Origin of the sequence: Sphingopyxis sp. A083 (assembly GCF_001468495.1) — a bacterium.
In the GTDB taxonomy this organism is placed as follows: Bacteria; Pseudomonadota; Alphaproteobacteria; order Sphingomonadales; family Sphingomonadaceae; genus Sphingopyxis; species Sphingopyxis terrae.
Map to the genome: position 1 here is coordinate 13,689 of NZ_LNSK01000013.1, position 18,045 is coordinate 31,733.

General features: G+C 65.7%; 19 protein-coding genes. 13 read left to right on the forward strand and 6 right to left on the reverse strand.

From position 1 onward, the window contains the following. Positions 1–75 precede the first annotated feature (75 nt). The 3 genes from ATE59_RS15745 to ATE59_RS15755 all read right to left on the reverse strand — a co-directional run bounded on the left by ATE59_RS15745 (position 76) and on the right by ATE59_RS15755 (position 3,654). Positions 76–1,479: an NAD(P)H-dependent flavin oxidoreductase gene (locus ATE59_RS15745; RefSeq protein WP_058813246.1), complete on the reverse strand. Its 1,404-nt coding sequence runs from the start codon at positions 1,477–1,479 to the stop codon at positions 76–78. An 85-nt stretch (positions 1,480–1,564) separates the two neighbouring features. Beyond that, positions 1,565–2,767, reverse strand: a complete 1,203-nt coding sequence (locus ATE59_RS15750) for a glycosyltransferase (RefSeq protein ID WP_156416820.1) — start codon at positions 2,765–2,767, stop codon at positions 1,565–1,567. Further along, complete coding sequence (locus tag ATE59_RS15755) at positions 2,764–3,654, reverse strand: alpha/beta fold hydrolase (RefSeq protein WP_058813247.1); 891 nt, start codon at positions 3,652–3,654, stop codon at positions 2,764–2,766. The genes ATE59_RS15750 and ATE59_RS15755 overlap by 4 nt, the downstream gene beginning before the upstream one ends. 229 nt (positions 3,655–3,883) lie before the next feature. Between ATE59_RS15755 and astD the strand changes: the two genes are divergently transcribed. The 6 genes from astD (at position 3,884) to ATE59_RS15785 (ending at position 9,347) form a co-directional block, all read left to right on the forward strand. Beyond that, on the forward strand, positions 3,884–5,329 hold the full coding sequence (gene astD / locus ATE59_RS15760; protein WP_003044522.1) for a succinylglutamate-semialdehyde dehydrogenase: 1,446 nt from the start codon (positions 3,884–3,886) through the stop codon (positions 5,327–5,329). A gap of 86 nt (positions 5,330–5,415) precedes the next feature. After that, positions 5,416–6,204 (forward strand): uroporphyrinogen-III C-methyltransferase, encoded by a 789-nt coding sequence (cobA, locus tag ATE59_RS15765; RefSeq protein WP_058813248.1) that lies wholly within the window; start codon positions 5,416–5,418, stop codon positions 6,202–6,204. After that, positions 6,201–6,497, forward strand: a complete 297-nt coding sequence (locus ATE59_RS15770; protein WP_058813249.1) for a DUF2849 domain-containing protein — start codon at positions 6,201–6,203, stop codon at positions 6,495–6,497. Before cobA ends, ATE59_RS15770 begins: the two co-directional genes overlap by 4 nt. Before the next feature lies 1 nt (position 6,498). Further along, positions 6,499–8,130, forward strand: a complete 1,632-nt coding sequence (locus tag ATE59_RS15775; RefSeq protein WP_058813250.1) for a nitrite/sulfite reductase — start codon at positions 6,499–6,501, stop codon at positions 8,128–8,130. Beyond that, the gene (locus ATE59_RS15780) at positions 8,123–8,569 is read left to right on the forward strand and encodes a DUF934 domain-containing protein (protein ID WP_058813251.1); all 447 of its coding nucleotides are present in this window, start codon (positions 8,123–8,125) and stop codon (positions 8,567–8,569) included. Before ATE59_RS15775 ends, ATE59_RS15780 begins: the two co-directional genes overlap by 8 nt. Next, a complete protein-coding gene (locus ATE59_RS15785; protein WP_058813252.1) occupies positions 8,562–9,347 on the forward strand; it encodes a phosphoadenylyl-sulfate reductase in 786 nt (261 codons plus the stop codon). Before ATE59_RS15780 ends, ATE59_RS15785 begins: the two co-directional genes overlap by 8 nt. 124 nt (positions 9,348–9,471) lie before the next feature. On the opposite strand, the gene ATE59_RS15790 is transcribed toward ATE59_RS15785, so the two are convergent. Next, positions 9,472–10,983 carry a replicative DNA helicase gene (locus ATE59_RS15790; RefSeq protein ID WP_058813253.1) on the reverse strand — a complete coding sequence of 504 codons (1,512 nt, stop codon included), beginning with the start codon at positions 10,981–10,983 and terminating at the stop codon, positions 9,472–9,474. A 128-nt stretch (positions 10,984–11,111) separates the two neighbouring features. Here ATE59_RS15790 and ATE59_RS15795 point away from each other — a divergent pair, with 128 nt between their 5' ends. From ATE59_RS15795 to dcd, 4 genes are read left to right on the forward strand one after another with little or no spacing between them, the layout of a single operon-like run. Further along, positions 11,112–11,609, forward strand: a complete 498-nt coding sequence (locus tag ATE59_RS15795; RefSeq protein WP_003044535.1) for a UPF0262 family protein — start codon at positions 11,112–11,114, stop codon at positions 11,607–11,609. Then, positions 11,606–12,367 (forward strand): glycoside hydrolase family 25 protein, encoded by a 762-nt coding sequence (locus ATE59_RS15800; protein ID WP_231737457.1) that lies wholly within the window; start codon positions 11,606–11,608, stop codon positions 12,365–12,367. Before ATE59_RS15795 ends, ATE59_RS15800 begins: the two co-directional genes overlap by 4 nt. Further along, positions 12,367–12,819: a cytidine deaminase gene (locus ATE59_RS15805; protein ID WP_058813254.1), complete on the forward strand. Its 453-nt coding sequence runs from the start codon at positions 12,367–12,369 to the stop codon at positions 12,817–12,819. The genes ATE59_RS15800 and ATE59_RS15805 overlap by 1 nt, the downstream gene beginning before the upstream one ends. 39 nt (positions 12,820–12,858) lie before the next feature. Continuing rightward, positions 12,859–13,413 (forward strand): dCTP deaminase, encoded by a 555-nt coding sequence (dcd, locus tag ATE59_RS15810; RefSeq protein WP_058813255.1) that lies wholly within the window; start codon positions 12,859–12,861, stop codon positions 13,411–13,413. A gap of 54 nt (positions 13,414–13,467) precedes the next feature. On the opposite strand, the gene ATE59_RS15815 is transcribed toward dcd, so the two are convergent. Both ATE59_RS15815 and ATE59_RS15820 read right to left on the reverse strand, forming a co-directional pair. Then, positions 13,468–13,644 carry a YegP family protein gene (locus tag ATE59_RS15815; RefSeq protein ID WP_082657463.1) on the reverse strand — a complete coding sequence of 59 codons (177 nt, stop codon included), beginning with the start codon at positions 13,642–13,644 and terminating at the stop codon, positions 13,468–13,470. An 84-nt stretch (positions 13,645–13,728) separates the two neighbouring features. Next, positions 13,729–14,868: an NAD(P)/FAD-dependent oxidoreductase gene (locus ATE59_RS15820; protein WP_058813257.1), complete on the reverse strand. Its 1,140-nt coding sequence runs from the start codon at positions 14,866–14,868 to the stop codon at positions 13,729–13,731. A gap of 94 nt (positions 14,869–14,962) precedes the next feature. Here ATE59_RS15820 and ATE59_RS15825 point away from each other — a divergent pair, with 94 nt between their 5' ends. The 3 genes from ATE59_RS15825 to ATE59_RS15835 are packed head-to-tail and all read left to right on the forward strand — an operon-like array spanning position 14,963 to position 18,028. Further along, entirely contained in the window at positions 14,963–15,451 is a 489-nt protein-coding gene (locus tag ATE59_RS15825) for an A24 family peptidase (protein ID WP_058813258.1), read from the forward strand. Between the two features lie 47 nt (positions 15,452–15,498). Beyond that, the gene (cpaB, locus tag ATE59_RS15830) at positions 15,499–16,521 is read left to right on the forward strand and encodes a Flp pilus assembly protein CpaB (RefSeq protein WP_058813259.1); all 1,023 of its coding nucleotides are present in this window, start codon (positions 15,499–15,501) and stop codon (positions 16,519–16,521) included. A 1-nt stretch (position 16,522) separates the two neighbouring features. Further along, the gene (locus ATE59_RS15835) at positions 16,523–18,028 is read left to right on the forward strand and encodes a type II and III secretion system protein family protein (protein WP_058813260.1); all 1,506 of its coding nucleotides are present in this window, start codon (positions 16,523–16,525) and stop codon (positions 18,026–18,028) included. The last annotated feature ends 17 nt before the right edge of the window (positions 18,029–18,045 follow it).

The window sequence follows — 18,045 nt, forward strand, 5'->3', positions numbered from 1 at the left end:
CCTGAGCTACGATAACGGTTCGCCATACCGCTCTGGATTGCTTCGTCGCTGCGCTCCTCGCAATGACAGGATCTATCAATCCCCCGTCAGAATCCGGTCGACCAGTTCCTTCACCGTCGGGGTGAAGTTGTTGGAATAAAAGGGATCGGTCTTGAAGTTGAACGCGGCGTGGCCCGCGAACATCAGATTCTGGTCGACGTCGCCGCCGTGCGCGATGTCCTGCAGCGTTTTCTGGATGCAGAAGCTGCGCGGATCGGCGAGATAGCCGGTCGAATAATCGTCATGGTCCTTCCACGCCGAAAAGCCGCAGTGCGACAGGCAGCCCATGCAATCGGCCTGATCCTTGCGGATCACCGTCCTATCCTCTTCGGTGACGAAGACGACCGTATTGTCGGGCGTCTTGAGCGCGGTGGTATAGCCTTCGGCCACCCAGTCGCGCGCGCGGTCGCGGTCGTGCGGGGTCACCCAGAAATTGCGCCCCTTCACGCCGACGTCGAGCTGCGCGACATGGTCGCCCGCTTCCTGCTTCGAATAGGGAATCTGCCGCTCCGACCGCGCTTCGAGATCGCGGAGGAATGGATTGCGCACCGCGCTCGAATAAAAGCCTGTGGGCGAGAAGCGGTGGAGCAACACATCGCCCTCGTCGAGCGTGCGCAGCCGGTCCTTCCACTCCTGCGGGATCGGGCTTTCCTGCGTCAGCAGCGGCCGCGTGCCATATTGAAAGGCGATCGAGCCCAATTCGGGATTGTCGATCCAGTCGTTCCAGTCGCGCAGATACCAGACGCCGCCCGCCATCACGATCGGCACTTCGTCCGAAATCCCCTCGGCGCGCATCGTGTCGCGCAGCGCCTTGACGCGCGGATAGGGATCTTCGGGCTTCAGCGGATCTTCGGCGTTCGACAGGCCGTTGTGCCCGCCGGCGAGCCACGGATCTTCATAGACGACCGCCGCCATCAGATGCGCGACCTTGTGATAGGCGCGCTTCCAGAGCGCGCGAAACGCACGCGCCGACGAGATGATCGGCAGATAATGGACATTGTGCCGCGCGGCGATTTCGCTGAGCTTGTACGGCATCCCCGCGCCGCAGGTGACGCCGGTGATCAGCCCCTTGGTGCGTTCGAGCACGCCTTCCAATACCTGCTGCGCTCCGCCCATTTCCCAGAGGACGTTGATGTTGATCGCACCCTTGCCGCTGGCGAGGTCATAAGCGCGCTTCACCTGTTCGACCGCGCCGTCGATGGCGTAGCGGACCAGTTCTTCGTGCCGTTCGCGGCGCGTCGCAGCGCGATAGACCTGCGGTACGATCTTGCCTTCGGCGTCGTAGCTGTCGGCGTTGACCGCCGAAACGGTGCCGATCCCGCCGGCCGCGGCCCAGGCGCCGCTCGACATATGGTTGGTCGCCGACACGCCCTTCCCGCCCTCGACCAGCGGCCAGACTTCGCGTCCGCCGTAAAGGATGGGCTTCAAACCTTTGAACACTATAAACCTCTTTCTCTCCGCCGGCTGCGCAGCCGCGCGCCAGCCCCCATTTGCCTCTTCCGTAAGCGGAACCGGACCGCCTTTGTCAATCGAAGGCGGGGTCCGACCCCAGGAAACGCCCCGTAAAAACGTCATATCCTTCCAGCGCGCGAGCATAGAGGCTTTGATAGCCCGCGACCATCCCGGATTCGGTGAAGCGCTCGGCGGCAACGCGCCGATTCTCCGCACCCACCGCTGCGCGCAACGCCGCATCGTCCGCAAGGCGCGCCAGCGCGGCGCGAAAACCCGCCTCATCCGCCGCGATGAACGGGCGGTTCGCCTCGCCCGCCATCGCGGCCACGTCGCCGACCGCCGGGCTGACAAAGGGCAGCCCCGCCGCCATCGCCTCGATCACCGCAATCGGCGCCTGTTCGCTCCGCGACGAGAGCGCGAGCAGGTCGAAATGGCCGATCCATTGCGCCGGTTCGGGCATGAATCCCGCAAGCACCAGCCGGTCGGCCATGCCGCACGCCGCCGCCTCGGCGGCGATCGCCGCGCGCTCAGGCCCCTCCCCCACGATTACCAGCCGCACATGCGGCGGCAGCGCCGCGACCGCGCGCACGAGGCGCGGCAGATCCTTGACCTTGCGTAGCCCCGCTACCGTCCCGATCACTACCTCGCCCGGCCGGCGGACGAAGCCCGGGATGGGCACCGATGGCGCGGCGGCATAGGCCGCGACGTTGATTCCGTTGCGAATCAGATGGATGCGATCGGGCGGCAGTTTCCACTCGTCCACCGCAATCCCGGCGAGCAGCGTTGAAGGCACGACGACCCCGGCGGCGTTACGCAGCGCGTAGCGGCGATAGAGGTTGCGCTTCCAGTTGCGCCGGACGCTTTCGTCCTCGTTGAACCCATCCTCGTGATGAATCAGGCATGGCGGCATCTGATACCACCAGCGATGCCAGTAGAGCCGGTGCGCCATCACCCCGTCCATCGCGCCCCAATTATAGCTGAGCGCCAGGTCGAAGCGGTAGATATAGGTCGCAAGATCGCGGAAACGCGCCAGCGACGGCCGCCCGGCCAGCGGCGGCGCATCGGTCGGAAAGCTGACGTCAATCCCTGGATCGATCGCATCGCGCGCGCCGAGCGCATCGGGGACCGCGGAGAGGATCGTGTGTTGCGCCCGGTCGCCCATCAGGTTCATCAGGCGAACCGCGCGCGCCTCCTTGCCGCCGAGCGAAAAGCTCGAATGGAGGTGAAGAATGCGGACGGGATGCTCCCGCTCCTCGATCGCGCCGACGTCGGTCACGCGGCGGGAAGCGCCGCGATCCAGGCGTCGATCGCCGCCCGCGCCTTGGGCTCGTCCATCGTCGGCGCGTGACCGACGCCCGGAACCTCGACCAGCGTCGCATGGGGCAGCACCTTCTGCATCTTTGCGGCGGGCTGCTTGGCCAGAATGTCGGAGAGCGCGCCGCGCAGGATCAGCACCGGCGCATCGCCGAGCGCGCGATAGGCGGGCCACAGGTCGATACCCTCCTGATCGCCGGCAAGGCGCAGCGGCGCCGCAATCTGCTTGTCGTAATCGGTGACGATGCGTCCTTCGGGGGTCAGCCGGTGGGTGCGCTTGGTGATGCGCAGCCAGTCGTGAATGCCATAGTCCGGATAAACCGCGGCGTTGAGCTCGGCATAGGCGCGCGCCGCGTGCATCCACGTCGGCTGGCTGCCGCCGGCTCCGATATAGTCGCGGATGCGATCGAGCCCTGCCGCCTCGAGTTCGGGTCCGACGTCGTTGAGCACGGCGCCGACGAGCCGTCCTGGCAGGCTGGCGGCAAGGAACATCGACACCAGCCCGCCGAGCGACGTGCCGACCGTCGCGAAACGCGCGATCGCCAACTCGTCGAGCAGCGCGACGACATCCTGGACATAGGTCAGCGGGACATAGGTCATCGGATCCTTGGCATAGGCGCTCTCGCCCCGCCCGCGGAACTCGATCACGATCACGCGTCGCTGCGCCGCCATATGCGGTGCGAGCGCCTCGAAATCGCGGGCGTTGCGCGCCAAGCCGGGCATGCACAGGATCGGCGGCGCCTCCGCCGCGGTCGGGGGTCCGTCATAGATGCGCGCGTGCAGGCGAACGCCGTCGGCCGACCACCAATAATGATCGCTCCATTCGCGCTGTGCATCCTGTCGCGCCAAAATTGCCCGTCCCCTTAAGCCGATACTATCCGCCTCTATCGCGAACCGCGCGCGCCGGTGCAAGCCACCCTGTCGCGCCCGTGACAATCGGCCCGCTTTCGCTGTTGCGGGGCCTATCGCGGTTGCCGCCGTACGCTTTCGCAGATAAGAGGGCGACAATGCTTTTGCCGCCCCCCAATGATCGAGCGCACCGGCGCCTTTGTGCGCCCAAATCGACGGGGGAACGGGGATGAGCGAAGACCTTCTGTCCTTCGAGCCGGCAACCGGCGCCGAATTATGGCGCGGCCGTATCAGTGACATCGACGCTGAAGTTGCAACCGCGCGCGCCGCCTGGCCCGCCTGGGCCGCGAAGCCCGTCACCTTCCGCACCGAAACGCTGCGCCGCTTTGCCGACCGGGTGAAGGCCGATGGCGAACAGCTCGCCGATCTGATCGCGCGCGAGACCGGCAAACCTTTGTGGGAAGCCCGGACCGAGGTCGAATCGGTCGCGAACAAGGTCGATATCTCGATCAAGGCCTATGCCGAACGCACCCCCAACCGCCGGATCGAAGGCGCGATGGGGCTGCGCAACGCGGTGCGCCACAAGCCGCACGGCGCGCTTGCCGTCCTCGGCCCCTATAATTTCCCCGCGCATCTGCCGAACGGCCATATCGTGCCGGCGCTGATCGCCGGCAATTCGGTGCTGTTCAAACCGTCTGAAAAAACCCCTGCCGTTGGCGCGCGGCTTGTCGAACTGCTCCACGGCGCCGGAGTTCCCGAAGAGGTCGTGCGGCTCGTCATCGGTGGACCCGACGCGGGCAAGGCTCTGGCCGCGCATCCCGGCATCGACGGATTGCTGTTCACAGGGTCGGCGCGCACCGGGGTCGCGATCAACCGCCAGTTCGCCGATCAGCCGGGGAAGATCGTCGCGCTCGAAATGGGTGGCAACAATCCGATCGTCGTCTGGGACACCGCCGACATCGCGACCGCGGCAACGATCGTCGTCCAGTCCGCCTTCCTGAGCGCGGGCCAGCGTTGCAGCAATGCCCGGCGGCTGATCGTCAAACAGGATCTGGCCGACCAACTGCTCGCCGAGGTCAAGACGCTCGCGGGACGGCTGATCGTCGGTCATCCCCACGCCGACCCTGCCCCCTATATGGGGCCGGTAATCGACAACGAGGCCGCCGACGGACTGACCGAAAGCTTTCTGATCCTGATGTCGAACGGCGGCCAGGTGATCCGCCACATGACGCGGCCGGATGCAAACCGCCCCTTCCTTACCCCCGGCATCATCGACGTCACCGCGATGCCCGAACGCCCCGATATCGAACTGTTCGGCCCCCTGCTCCAGGTGATCCGCGTCGACAGTTTCGAAGCCGCGATTGCCGAAGCAAACAACACCGCCTTTGGCCTCTCGGCGGCGCTAATCGGTGGGACACCGCAGCTTTACGACCAATTCTGGGCGAATGCCCGCGCCGGCGTCATCAACTGGAACCGCCCGACCAACGGCGCCTCCTCGGCCGCGCCCTTTGGCGGCGTCGGCCTGTCCGGCAATCACCGACCGAGCGCCTTTTATGCCGCCGACTATTGCGCCTATCCGGTTGCCAGTTCCGAAAGCGATGCGCTGCGCGCTTCGATCGGGGTCGGCCTGCGCGATGACGACACGCCGAAGCTGGTGACGAAGAAATATCTCTGACCGCCAGGTCGGAGGCAATTTTAGCTTCACCCTCGCCAACAAAGCCTGCTTTGCGATTCCGGCGCCCCCCGACCAATTAGGGTGGCATGGAAAAGCAACCTTCTTTGGCGGGCAAGCTGTGGCTCGTCGGCGCCGGGCCGGGCGATCCCGACCTGCTGACGCTGCGCGCCGCGCGACTGCTGGCAAGCGCCGACCTTGTCGTTCATGACGGGCTGGTCGGGGCGGGCGTGCTCGCGCTGATCCCGCCGCATGTCGAACGGATCAGCGTCGCCAAGCAGCGCAGCCGCCACACGATGAAGCAGGACCTGATCAACGCGCTGATCGTCCGCGAGACGCAGAGCGGCAAGCAGGTCGTTCGGCTGAAGGGCGGCGATCCCTTCATTTTCGGCCGCGGCGGCGAAGAGCTTGACGCCGCGCGCGCGGCGGGCATTGCGGTCGAGGTCGTTCCCGGCATCACCGCCGCGGCGGGCTGCGCCGCGCAGGCGGGCCTCCCGCTCACCCACCGCGAGGACGCAAGCGCGGTCAGCTTCGTTGCGGGCCAGTGCAAGGATCTCTCGGATCAGGACTGGTCGGGGCTTGCTGGCCACGGCCGCACCCTCGTCATCTACATGGGCCTCGCGACCGCGCATGCGATTGCCGACAAGCTGATCGCCGACGGCGTTTCACCTGGTCTGCCCGTCGCGGTGATCGAACGCGGCACCACCGCCGATGCGCGCGTTCTGCGCACCCTCCTCACCGACCTTGGCGACCTTGTGGCGCGCGAGGCGGTGCAAAGCCCGACGCTGATCGTCGTGGGCAAGGTCGCGGCGCGCGCTGATGCGCTCGATTGCCTCGGCGCGCCGGGGATCGCCGAACAGATAAAGGACTTCACATGAAATTGCTCACGGGCAACGACCTGAAAACAGGATTTGTCACCTGGTGGACCGGCGCCGACTGGTCGCTCCATATCGAAGACGCCGCCGATGTCGGCGAGCATGGGGAGGCAATCCTCGCTGCCGAGGAAGGCGCGCGCCGTGTCAACGCGCCCTATATCATCGCGGGCGAAGCGACGCCCGAAGGCCCGCGCCCTGCGCATATCAAGGACCGCATCCGCGCGCTCGGCCCGACCGTGCGCCCCGACCTGACGCTGAAACCCGCCGATCCCAATGCCGGCGACTGGGTGATCTGACATGTATAAATATGACCAATATGACCAGGCGATGGTCGATGCCCGCGTTGCCGAATTTTCGGACCAGGTGAAGCGCCGCCTTGCCGGTGAGATCACCGAGGATCAGTTCAAGCCGCTGCGCCTGATGAACGGCCTCTATCTCCAGCTTCACGCCTATATGCTGCGCGTCGCGGTGCCGTACGGAACGCTCGACAGCCGCCAGATGCGGATGCTCGCGCATATCGCGCGCAAATATGACCGCGATTACGGCCATTTCACCACGCGCCAGAATATCCAGTATAACTGGATCAAGCTGGAGGATGCGCCCGCGATCCTCGCCGATCTCGCGTCGGTCGAGATGCATGCGATCCAGACGAGCGGCAACTGCATCCGCAACATCAGCTCGGACCAGTGGGCCGGCGCCGCCGCCGACGAGATCACCGATCCGCGTCCGTGGGCCGAGCTGCTGCGCCAATGGTCGAGCTTCCACCCCGAATTCAGCTATCTGCCGCGCAAGTTCAAGATCGCCGTCATCGCGGCCGAGGAAGATCGCGCCGCGATGCGGCTGCACGACATCGGCATCCAGATCGTCGAGAAGGATGGCGTCCACGGCGCCGCATTCTATGTCGGTGGCGGTATGGGCCGCACCCCGATGATCGCGCCGCTGATCAAGGATTTCGTGCCGCTCGAGGATATGCTGAGCTATGCCGAGGCATGCCTGCGCGTCTACAACCGCTACGGCCGCCGCGACAATATCTACAAGGCGCGGATCAAGATCCTGATCCACGAGCTTGGCGCCGACGAATATCGCCGCCAGGTCGAAGAAGAATTCGCGCATGTTAAGTCGCTGGGCATCGATCCGCCGAAGGCCGAGTTCGATCGTATCGCCAAGCAGTTCGCGCCGCCTGCGCTCGATGCGTCGGCGCCCGACGAAATCGACCGCAGCGACCCCGACTTCGCGGTCTGGGTCGACCAGAATGTCGCCGCGCACAAGGTGCCGGGCCATGCGATCGTCAACATCAGCCTGAAGCCCGTCGGCGGCATCCCGGGTGACGCCAGCTCGGCGCAGATCGACCTGATGGCCGACCTCGCCGAAGCCTACAGCCATGACGAACTGCGCGTCACCCACGCGCAGAACATCGTGCTGCCGCACGTCCGCAAGGCCGATCTCTACGCGATCTGGCAAAAGCTCGACGCGGCCGGGCTCGCGACGCCGAACCTCGACCTGATCAGCGACATCATCGCCTGCCCCGGCCTCGATTATTGCAGCCTCGCCAATGCGCGTTCGATCCCGGTCGCGCAGAAGATCGCGGCGCGCTTCTCCGACCTCGGCCGCCAGAAGGAGCTGGGTGAGCTCAAGCTCAAGATTTCGGGCTGTATCAACGCCTGCGGGCATCACCATGCCGGCCACATCGGTATCCTGGGCGTCGACCGCAAGGGCACCGAAAACTACCAGCTGCTGCTCGGCGGATCGGGCGCGGAGGATGTGTCGCTGGGCACGATCACCGGCCCCGGTTTCGACGAGGATGGCATCGTCGATGCGATCGAACGCGTCACCGACAAATATCTCGCCGAGCGGGACGAGGGCGAACGCTTCGTCGACACCTTCCGCCGTGTCGGCATGGCCCCCTTCAAGGAGGCGATCTATGGTTGAACGCGCCGATAATCAGCCCCTTCCGCAAGCGGAAGGGTGGCACACCGACGGCGAAGAGCCCTGCGTCACGCTCGACGCCTTCCTTTCGCAATCGAACGCGACGGCGGTGCGGCTCGAACCCGACGAGGACGCGCGCGCGCTGATCCCACACCTCGACCGGTTGACGCTGATCGAGGTCGCTTTCCCCAAGTTCCGCGACGGTCGCGGCTATTCGTCGGCGCGCATCCTGCGCGAAGCGGGCTATGCTGGCGAACTGCGTGCGCAGGGCGACGTGCTGGTCGACCAGATCGCCTATATGAAGCGCTGCGGCTTCGACAGTTTCGCACCCGAAAAGCCGCTCAACAATGCCGATGTCGAGGCGGCGCTGAGCCGCTGGCCCGAACATTATCAGACCGCCGCCGACGGCGCCGTGCCGATCTGGAAGCTGCGGCATGGCTGAGGTGAAGGCCGAGCCCCGCACCCGCGACCGGATCGACGTCGCGCCGCGTTTCACGCAGGCCGATGTCATCCGTCTCAACAACCTGTTCCGCGGCCAGGACGCGGGCGAGGCGGTTGCAAGCGTGATCGGCGCGGGGCTGATCGGCGACACCGCGATCGTGTCGAGCTTCGGCGCCGAAAGCGCGGTGCTGCTCCATCTCGTGACGCGCGTCGCGCCCGACATGCCGGTGCTGTTCCTCGACACGGGCAAGCATTTTCCCGAAACGCTGGCCTATCGCGACGAACTTGCCGCGCGGCTCGGCCTCAATCTCGTCAATCTCACGCCCGATGCCGCCGAACTCGCCGAAAAGGACGCGACCGAACTGCGCTGGTCGTATGATCCCGACGGCTGCTGCGAAATCCGCAAGGTCAAACCGCTCGAAAAGGCGCTCGCCGATTTCGACACGTCGATCACCGGCCGCAAGGGCTTCCAGTCGTCGACGCGCCAAGGCCTGCCGCGCTTCGAGCTCGACGGCAACACCGGCCGCCTGAAATTCAACCCGCTCGCCAACTGGACGCGCGAAATGCTCGACGATTATTTCGCCGAGCACGATCTGCCGCGCCATCCGCTTGAGGCAGAGGGCTATCCCTCGATCGGCTGCTCGCCCTGCACGTCTAAGGTCAAACCGGGCGAAGACCCGCGCGCGGGCCGCTGGCGTGGCTGGGACAAGACCGAATGCGGCATCCACGAAGCGGTGACGCCGATCGACGATAATCCGGCGAACGATCCGGCGTTCTGAGAACAGACCCGCGTGCCCCTGCGAAGGCAGGGGCCCATCTCCTGCCCCTTCGCCAGACGCAGGCTTTTGATTGCAAAACCTCGTGATGGGCCCCTGCCTTCGCAGGGGCACTGGGCACGGCTATCTACTCATAATCCGCATAGGCCTGGCTGTCGTCCGCCAGATCGCTGAACTTCGTCGTCTTCGCCTCGAAGTGCAGGCGAATCTTGCCGGTCGAGCCGTGACGCGATTTGGCGACGATCACCTCGGCGAGGCCGAAGACCCGCTCCATCTCGGCGGCCCATTCCTCATGCGCCGCGTGGATCTTGATATCGTCGCCCTCGACCGGGCGTTTGGGCTCGCGCGCGGCGACATAATAATCCTCGCGGAACACGAAGAGCACCATGTCGGCGTCCTGTTCGATCGATCCCGATTCGCGAAGGTCGGAGAGCTGCGGCCGTTTGTCCTCGCGGCTTTCGACCTGACGGCTGAGCTGCGACAGCGCCATCACCGGAACGTGAAGCTCTTTCGCCAGCGTTTTCAATCCGCGTGAAATTTCCGAAATTTCCTGCACGCGATTGTCGCCGCTCTTCGACGAGCCCTGCAGCAGCTGCAAATAGTCGACGATGATGAAGCCGATGCCGTGGCGGCGCTGCAGGCGGCGCGCGCGGGTGCGCAGGCTGGCGATCGTCAGGCCGGGCGTATCGTCGATGAAAAGCGGCAGCGTCTGCAGCGCCTGCGCGGCGCGGGACAATTGCTGGAACTGCTCCTTGCTGATCTTGCCCATGCGCAGCGCCTCGCCCGACACCCCGGACTGTTCGGCGAGCACACGCGTCGCGAGCTGGTCGGCGGACATTTCGAGGCTGAAGAAGGCAACCTTGGCGCCCATATTCTTTTCGGGCGGAATCCCGTCCTCCTCGTCGCGCCGCCAGCGTTCGGCGGCATTATAGGCGATATTGGTCGCAAGCGAGGTCTTGCCCATCCCCGGACGCCCGGCGAGGATCATCAAATCCGAATTGTGCATGCCGCCGATCTTGGCGTTCATGCTGCCGATGCCTGTCGTGATCCCCGACAGGTGACCGCCCGAATTGAGCGCGCGCTCGGCGGCTTGCAAGGCGGTGAGGCTCGCGGTGCTGAAGCTCTTGACCGACCCCATTTCGGCCTCGCCGCCCGCGACGCGATAGAGCGCGGTTTCGGCTTCCTCGATCTGCGCGTGCGGATCGACGCTTTCGCTCGTGTCGAGCGCACCTTCGACCAGTCCGCGTCCGACGCCGACCAGTTCGCGCAGCAACGCGAGGTCGAAAATCTGCCGGGCGAAGTCGCGCGCGCCGATCAGGCCCGCGCCGCTGCCGGTCAGTTGCGCCAGATAGCCGACCCCGCCGACCGCTTTTATCGCTTCGTCATTTTCGAAGAAGGGCTTCAGCGTCACCGGCGTCGCAATGCTGTTGCGCTCGATCAGCGCCATTGCCTGCCCAAAGATGCGGCCATGCAGCGGTTCGAAGAAATGCGCCGCAGTCAATTGCACGGGCAAATCCTCGACGACTCGGTTATCGATCAGGATCGCGCCCAGAAAGGCGGCCTCGGCCTCGATATTGCGGGGCAATTGGCGTTCGTCCCCGGCGGGAACCGGGGCAGGAAAAAGGGCAAGCTCGGGCATGGCAGCTTTCATGCGTCGAAGGCGCGGCGGGCGCAATCGACGATATCGATCAACCTATCATAACTGTGGAATGCTGTGAATAAGTCGCCCTTGCCCTTCGCGCCCGGCCAAGTAGAAGCACGGTCAGCATGACCGACGCCGACCCATCGAAACAGCGCATCATCTCGGTAGAGCTCGACGAGGGCTCGATCGTCTGGCGCAACCCCGATGTCGAGCAGGAGCGGCGTGTCGCGATCTTCGATCTGATCGAGGACAACAAGTTCGTGCCGCAGCGCGGCCACCCCGATGGCTATGCCGGCCCCTATCGCCTGATGCTCCGCGTCGAGGACGGGCGCCTGATCTTCGAGATCAGCCGCGAGGATGGCTCGCCGCTCGAAGCGGTGATCCTCGGCCTCGGGCGCTTCCGCCGTCCGATCCGCGACTATTTCGCGATCTGCGACAGCTATTATCAGGCGATCAAGACCTCTACCGCGCAGCAGATCGAGACCGTCGACATGGCGCGCCGCGCGCTGCACAACGAGGCCGCCGAAATGCTGATGGACCGGCTCGATGGCAAGATCGCGGTCGATTTCGACACCGCGCGCCGTCTCTTCACGCTGATCTGTGTGCTTCACATCAAGGGATGACGATGCGCGCGGGGGTAAAAACAAAGGGCAAAACCGCAACGAAAGGCCTGTCCGACTGGCGGACACGCTCCGCCCGGCTGGCGCGCCGGATCGGCGGCGGGTTCGTCCTCGTCCTGCTGCTCGCCGGTCTCGCGCTGTGGTGGGCGGCGCGCTGGACGCCCGACCGCGCGCTCTATCCGATTCAGGGCGTCACCATCTCCGCCGACAATGGCAAGGTCCATTGGGGCTCGATCAAGGCGGCGGGCGCCGATTTCGCCTATGTCATGGCGACCGACGGCGCCGACGGCATCGATCCGCAATATGCCCGCAACGCCGCGCAGGCGCGCGTCGTCGGCGTGCAGGTGGGCGCGATCCATCGCTACAGCCTGTGCAAGCTGGCAACCGACCAGGCGGCCAATTTCATCCGCCACGTCGCGCGCCGCGCCGATGCGCTGCCGCCGGTGGTATGGCTCGACTATGACGACCGCTGCCCCGACCGGCCGACGCGCGCGCTGCTGCTCAGCGAACTTGCGACCTTCCTCGCGCAGATCGAGGCGCATACCGGCAAGCGCAGCGTGATCGCGCCCGGCCCCGCCTTCGAGGCCGATTATCGCGTCACCGCCGGAATTGCCCGCACGACCTGGCTGCGCCGCGACTTTTTCGAACCCGATTATGGCGCCCACCCCTGGGCGATGTGGCAGGCGAACGACTATGTCCGGCTGACCGGCGCCGGCGGAACGGTGGGCTGGAACGTGCTGCGACCCGAAGGACAGGAATAATGACCGACACCCGCGATGCCCTGATCGATGCCGCGCGCGACGCCGCGAGCCGCGCCTACGCCCCCTATTCGGGCTTTCATGTCGGCGCTGCGCTGCTGCTGAAAAACGGCGATGTCGTGACCGGTGCCAATGTCGAAAACGCGAGCTACGGTCTGACGCTCTGCGCCGAAACGACCGCCATCGCCAAGATCGCCAACGAAGGCTGGATCGGCGAACTCGCCGAGATCGCCATCGTCGGCGGGCGTCCCGAGGGCGATGCACTGATCGGCAGCGATGCGGTCAACCCCTGCGGCCGCTGCCGCCAGATATTGAACGAAGCCGCCGAACGGTCGAAAACCGATATCCTCGTCCACTGCGCTTCGGGCGACGGCAGCGCGGTCACCACCTATCGCCTCAGCGAACTGCTCCCCGCCGCCTTCGGGCCGAAGGATCTGGGGATGATCCCCGACTGACCGCTTGCGCAAGCCGCCGAGGACCGACAAGACAGCGGCATGAGCATTCTTTCAGATAAATGGATTCGCGAAGCCGCCCGGACGCAGGGCATGATCGAACCCTTCGTGGAGGCGCAGCGGCGTGACGGCTGCATCAGCTACGGCCTCTCGTCCTACGGCTATGATGCGCGCGTCGCGCCCGAATTCAAGATTTTCACCAATGTCGACAGCGCGGTCGTCGATCCCAAGGATTTTGCCGCGAACAGCTTCGTCGACCGCGAAACCGATGTTTGCATCATTCCGCCGAACAGCTTCGCGCTCGCCCGGACGGTCGAATATTTCCGCATCCCCCGCGACATCCTTGTCATCTGCCTCGGCAAATCGACCTATGCGCGCTGCGGCATCATCGTCAACGTCACCCCGCTCGAACCCGGTTGGGAGGGCCATGTGACGCTGGAGTTTTCGAACACCACCCCGCTGCCCGCCAAAATCTATGCCAACGAAGGCGCCTGCCAGTTCCTGTTCCTGCAGGGGAACGAACCGTGCGAGACGAGCTACGCCGACCGCGCCGGCAAATATATGGGGCAACAAGGGGTCACGCTGCCCAAGCTGTAGTTCGCTCGAGCGTACCAGCTGGCGCGGACGCCAAATGCGCCCGCGCCGCCGGGATCATTCGGCTTCGCGGGTTTCCGCGGCAGGGCCGTTCTTTTTGATCGACTCGATGGCGTTCTTCGCCGATGCCTTGCTGCTATAGCCTTCGGTCCAGAAGATCGTTTCGCTGTTATATTTGAAATAGGCGACGAACTCGCCGGCCTTGTTCTTCTTGATCTCGAAATAATGGGCCACGGGTACCTCCACTGGTCAGCCGCGCCACGGGCGGCGCGGCTCCCGCATCCTAAACCCCTGATTTGCGCGCGCAAGCGCCGAGTGTCAGCGCGCGCCGAACCGGCCCGGCGCATAGGCGAAGGCATCGACCGCACCGATCGCCCCGCCCGGCGCCGGCGCGCCAAGCTGTGCGGCGAGCAGTGCGCCGATCGCGGGCGACGTCTGGATGCCGAAACCGCCCTGCCCCGCGCACCAGATGAAAGCGGGCTCGGCCGGGTCGGCGCCGAAGACCGGCAGGCGATCGGGGGCGAAGCTGCGCAGCCCGGCCCATTTGCGCTCGACCGCGGCGACGGGCCAGTCGACCACCGACTGCATCCGTTCGATCGCGACCGCCACGTCCCACTCCTCGGGCGCGGCATCGCACGGCTCGGACGGCGTCTCGTCGTGCGGGCTCAGCCAGACGCGCCCCTCTCCGGCGCCCTTGAAATAAAAGTCGCCGCCGACATGGACGATCAGCGGCAAGTCAGCGGTGATGGGCACGTCCAGGCGAAGCTGCGCCACCGTCCGGCGATAGGGCTGGATGCCGACCGGCGCGATCCCGCAGCGCGCAGCGACCATATCGGCCCATGCGCCTGCGGCATCGACGATCAGCTCGGCGCGCAGTGTTTCGCCCCCGACGCTGACCTCCCAGCCGCCGGTGACCCGGCGCGCACCGTCGAAACGCGCGCGCGGCGCAAGCACCGCCCCGCCGCGCTTCGCCGCGCGCAGATAGGCCGCATGCAACGCGCCGACGTCGATGTCGCTGCACGCCGCTTCATAGGCGGCGGCGGTCCATTCGGATCGCAGACCGGGCACCAGCGCCGCCATCGCATCGAAACCCATGCGGTCGATCACAACCCCCTTGGCGCGAAATTCGGCAACGAAGGCATCGACCGCCGCGGTCTCCGCGCCGCCGCGACCGATGGTCAGCGCGGTGCGCGGCGTCAGGAAAGGCTTGTCGGAAAAATCGGCTGCCGGCCGCGCCAGCGCATCGAACGACGCAGCGGACAGCGGTTGCACGCCGGGGCCGCCATAGCTTTCGTGCCAGAAGGCCGCCGACCGGCCCGTCGCATGATAGCCGGGCGCCTCCTCGGCCTCGACCATCAGCACGCGGCGGTGCGGCGCCAGCGCGGCGGCGACGCTTGCACCGGCGATGCCCGCGCCGACGATCAGCACGTCGGTGGAGGAAGGGCGCGGGTCGGACATGCGACGCCGCATATCCGCTGGCCCGCGGAATGCAACCCGGCGGGCGCACACTCATGGTTACTATTTGATAAGCCATAGTCGCTACAGCGGCGGCATGGACCAGAAAATCATCGCATTGGGCCTGATGGGGCTGCTCGCCTTGTTGATGATCGCCGCGGCGGTCAGCGACCTGCGCTCGCGCACTATCTCGAACGGCCTCAATGCGACCATCGCCCTCTTCGCTATCCCCTTCTGGATAGTGTCGGGCATGGCATTCTGGCCCGACATGCCGATGCAGTTCGGCGCCGCCTTTGCGGTCTTCGCGGTGTTCGCCGGTCTCTTCGCTCTGGGAGCGATGGGCGGCGGTGATGTGAAGATGATCGGCGCCGTGATGCTCTGGATTCCACTTTATTTGTACTTTCCCATGCTGACCATCATGGCGATCGGGGGCGGAATCCTGTCGGCTGCGATGCTGATTCAGTCCAAAATTCGTCCTTCGGACAAAGCGATAGAGGTTCCCTACGGACTCGCGATCGCCGTCGGGGGCCTTTGGGCGCTTCACCAACACTATCTTAACCAGTTTCAGTTTATCGGATCGACCTGAGGGCAAGCATCCCCGCGTCCGGTGGGTGTAGGAGGCGAAAAACCGTCATGGATACGCGAAAGATTATGCTGATCGTCGGCGCGTTGATCATTGCGATCGGCGCGGCGTTCGGGGTCAACCAGATGATGCGGGGTTCCTCCGCACCGACGGCGCGCGCAGCAGCGGCGCCCGAAATCAACGGCCCCATGATCCTCGTCGCGACGCGGCAGCTGCCGACGGGCACGATCATCGGCCCCGACAGCTTCCGCTATCAGCCGTGGCCGAAGGAGCTGGTCGAGAAGGCCTATTTCCTGAAGGACAAGACCGACGTGAATACGCTGGTGGGCACCGTCGTGCGCTACCCGATCACCGCCGGCCAGCCGCTGACCCAGGGCTCGCTCGTCCATCCCGATGACCGCGGCTTCCTCGCCGCCGCTCTCGCACCGGGCATGCGCGCCGTCACGGTCAAGGTTTCGCAGGAACAGGGCGTCGCCGGTTTCGTCTTCCCGGGCGACCGCGTCGACGTGCTGCTTGCGCAGACGATCTCGGTCAAGGAGGGCAGTTCCTATCCCGACGACCAGCTCTACACCGCCGAAACCATCGTGCGGAACGTCCGCGTCCTTGCCACCGACCAGCGCTACGACGCCGAAGACGAAACCGGCAAGACGCCGGTGCGCACCTTCGGCTCGGTGACGCTGGAAGCAACGCCCGACATCGCCGAACGCATCGCGGTCGCCGAAAATATGGGCAAGCTATCGCTCGCGCTGCGTCCGCTCGCCGAAAACACCGGCGAACTCGAAGCGGCGATCGCGTCGGGCGACGTGAACGTGCCGACCAAGGGCGGCAGCGCGGCCGAGCGCCGGATGATGGCCGATGCCGCCGGTCGTCCGACCCCGTCGCGCACCGCTACCACGGGCGGCGACGTCTCGCGCTTCTGGATTCCCGTCAGCGGCCGGGTCTCGGCGCCGCGTCCGCCCGCCGGCATGCCGATGGCAGCCGGCAGCCCGCAGGCCGCCGCCGTGCCGATCGGCCCGGTGGTTCGCGTAACCCGTGGTGACAAAGTGACCGCAGTTCCGGTTGGGGGTAAGTAAGATGCACAGCAAAGCCAATTTCAAGGCGGCGGCCCTCGCCCGCACCCTGGCCATCGGCCTGGTTGCAGCGACGCTGATCTCCGCCCCGGCGCAGCAAGCCGTCGCGCAGGCCATTCAGAACGCCAGCAGCAGCATCGACCTGTCGGTCGGCCGCGGCCGCCTGGTCAGCCTGCCGGCCGCCATGTCGGACGTTTTCGTCGCCAACGACCAAGTTGCCGACGTTCAGGTCCGCTCGGCGCGCCAGCTCTACATCTTCGGCAAGGCGCCGGGTGAAACGAGCATCTATGCGACCGACGGCAACGGCCGCGTTGTCTATTCGACCGTTGCCCGCGTCGGCAACAATATCGAAACGATTGACCAGATGCTCGCGCTCGCAATGCCTGACGCGAAGATCCAGTCGAACACGATGAACGGCTTCGTCCTGCTGACCGGCACCGTCCAGTCGCCCGACGATGCGGCCGAGGCCGAACGCCTCGTCCAGGCGTTTGTCGGTGAACAGACGAAGGTGCTTTCGCGCCTGCGCACCGCGACGCCGCTGCAGGTCAACCTGCAAGTCCGCATCGCCGAAGTGAACCGCACGCTCGTCAAGGAAATCAGCGGTAACGTGCTGTCGCGCGATCGCGACGGGGCGATGGGCAACGGCTTCCTCGGCAGCATCGTGCGCGGCCGCTCGCCGGGCTCGATCCTATATCCCGGCGAAGGCGAACCGCCGGTTGCGCCTGGCACGACCGCCTATAATTTCAATGTTCCCACGGGCACCAACAGCTTTGGGGCCGCCGGCCGCCTGTTCGGCATGGACCTGATGGCTTCGCTGGATCTCGGCGAACGCTCGGGCATGGTGGTGACGTTGGCACAGCCGAACCTCACGGCCATTTCGGGTGAAACCGCCGACTTCCTGGCGGGCGGCGAATTCCCGATCCCGATCCCCGGCAACTTCGCCGGCACGACGATCGAATATCGCAAATATGGCGTCAGCCTGGCCTATACACCGACGGTGCTGTCGAACGGCCGCATCAGCCTGCGCGTCCGTCCCGAAGTGTCGGAACTGTCGACCGAAGGCGCGATCGAAATGGACGGCTTCCAGATCCCCGCGCTGACCATCCGCCGCGCCGAAACGACGGTCGAACTCGGCTCGGGCGAAAGCTTCATGATCGCGGGCCTGATGAACAACCGTTCGATCGGCGCCATCGACAAGGTGCCGGGCCTCGGCGACGTGCCGATCCTGGGCATGCTGTTCAAATCGGACAGCTTCCGCCGCGGCGAAACCGAACTGGTGATCGTGGTGACGCCCTATCTCGTCAAGCCGGTGTCGGCGAACGAGATCAAGCTGCCGACCGATGGCTATCAGGACGCAAGCGACCTTCAGCGTCTGCTGCTCAATCAGCAGACCGATGGCGTGACGGGCGGCGATCGTCCCAAACCGCGCCTCGACACCTCGGTGAACGATGCCGACCGGCCGCGCGCGGGCTCGCCCGATGCGGCGCCCGGCTTCAACCTCAAGAAGTGATGCTGGCAAACAGGAGC

Coding starts and splice junctions, on each gene's coding strand:
- astD (WP_003044522.1), top strand. CDS start 3,884: ATGAGCGAAGACCTTCTGTCCTTCGAGCCGGCAACCGGCGCCGAATTA.
- cobA (WP_058813248.1), top strand. CDS start 5,416: ATGGAAAAGCAACCTTCTTTGGCGGGCAAGCTGTGGCTCGTCGGCGCC.
- ATE59_RS15770 (WP_058813249.1), top strand. CDS start 6,201: ATGAAATTGCTCACGGGCAACGACCTGAAAACAGGATTTGTCACCTGG.
- ATE59_RS15775 (WP_058813250.1), top strand. CDS start 6,499: ATGTATAAATATGACCAATATGACCAGGCGATGGTCGATGCCCGCGTT.
- ATE59_RS15780 (WP_058813251.1), top strand. CDS start 8,123: ATGGTTGAACGCGCCGATAATCAGCCCCTTCCGCAAGCGGAAGGGTGG.
- ATE59_RS15785 (WP_058813252.1), top strand. CDS start 8,562: ATGGCTGAGGTGAAGGCCGAGCCCCGCACCCGCGACCGGATCGACGTC.
- ATE59_RS15790 (WP_058813253.1), bottom strand. CDS start 10,983: ATGCCCGAGCTTGCCCTTTTTCCTGCCCCGGTTCCCGCCGGGGACGAA.
- ATE59_RS15795 (WP_003044535.1), top strand. CDS start 11,112: ATGACCGACGCCGACCCATCGAAACAGCGCATCATCTCGGTAGAGCTC.
- ATE59_RS15800 (WP_231737457.1), top strand. CDS start 11,606: ATGACGATGCGCGCGGGGGTAAAAACAAAGGGCAAAACCGCAACGAAA.
- ATE59_RS15805 (WP_058813254.1), top strand. CDS start 12,367: ATGACCGACACCCGCGATGCCCTGATCGATGCCGCGCGCGACGCCGCG.
- dcd (WP_058813255.1), top strand. CDS start 12,859: ATGAGCATTCTTTCAGATAAATGGATTCGCGAAGCCGCCCGGACGCAG.
- ATE59_RS15820 (WP_058813257.1), bottom strand. CDS start 14,868: ATGTCCGACCCGCGCCCTTCCTCCACCGACGTGCTGATCGTCGGCGCG.
- ATE59_RS15825 (WP_058813258.1), top strand. CDS start 14,963: ATGGACCAGAAAATCATCGCATTGGGCCTGATGGGGCTGCTCGCCTTG.
- cpaB (WP_058813259.1), top strand. CDS start 15,499: ATGGATACGCGAAAGATTATGCTGATCGTCGGCGCGTTGATCATTGCG.
- ATE59_RS15835 (WP_058813260.1), top strand. CDS start 16,523: ATGCACAGCAAAGCCAATTTCAAGGCGGCGGCCCTCGCCCGCACCCTG.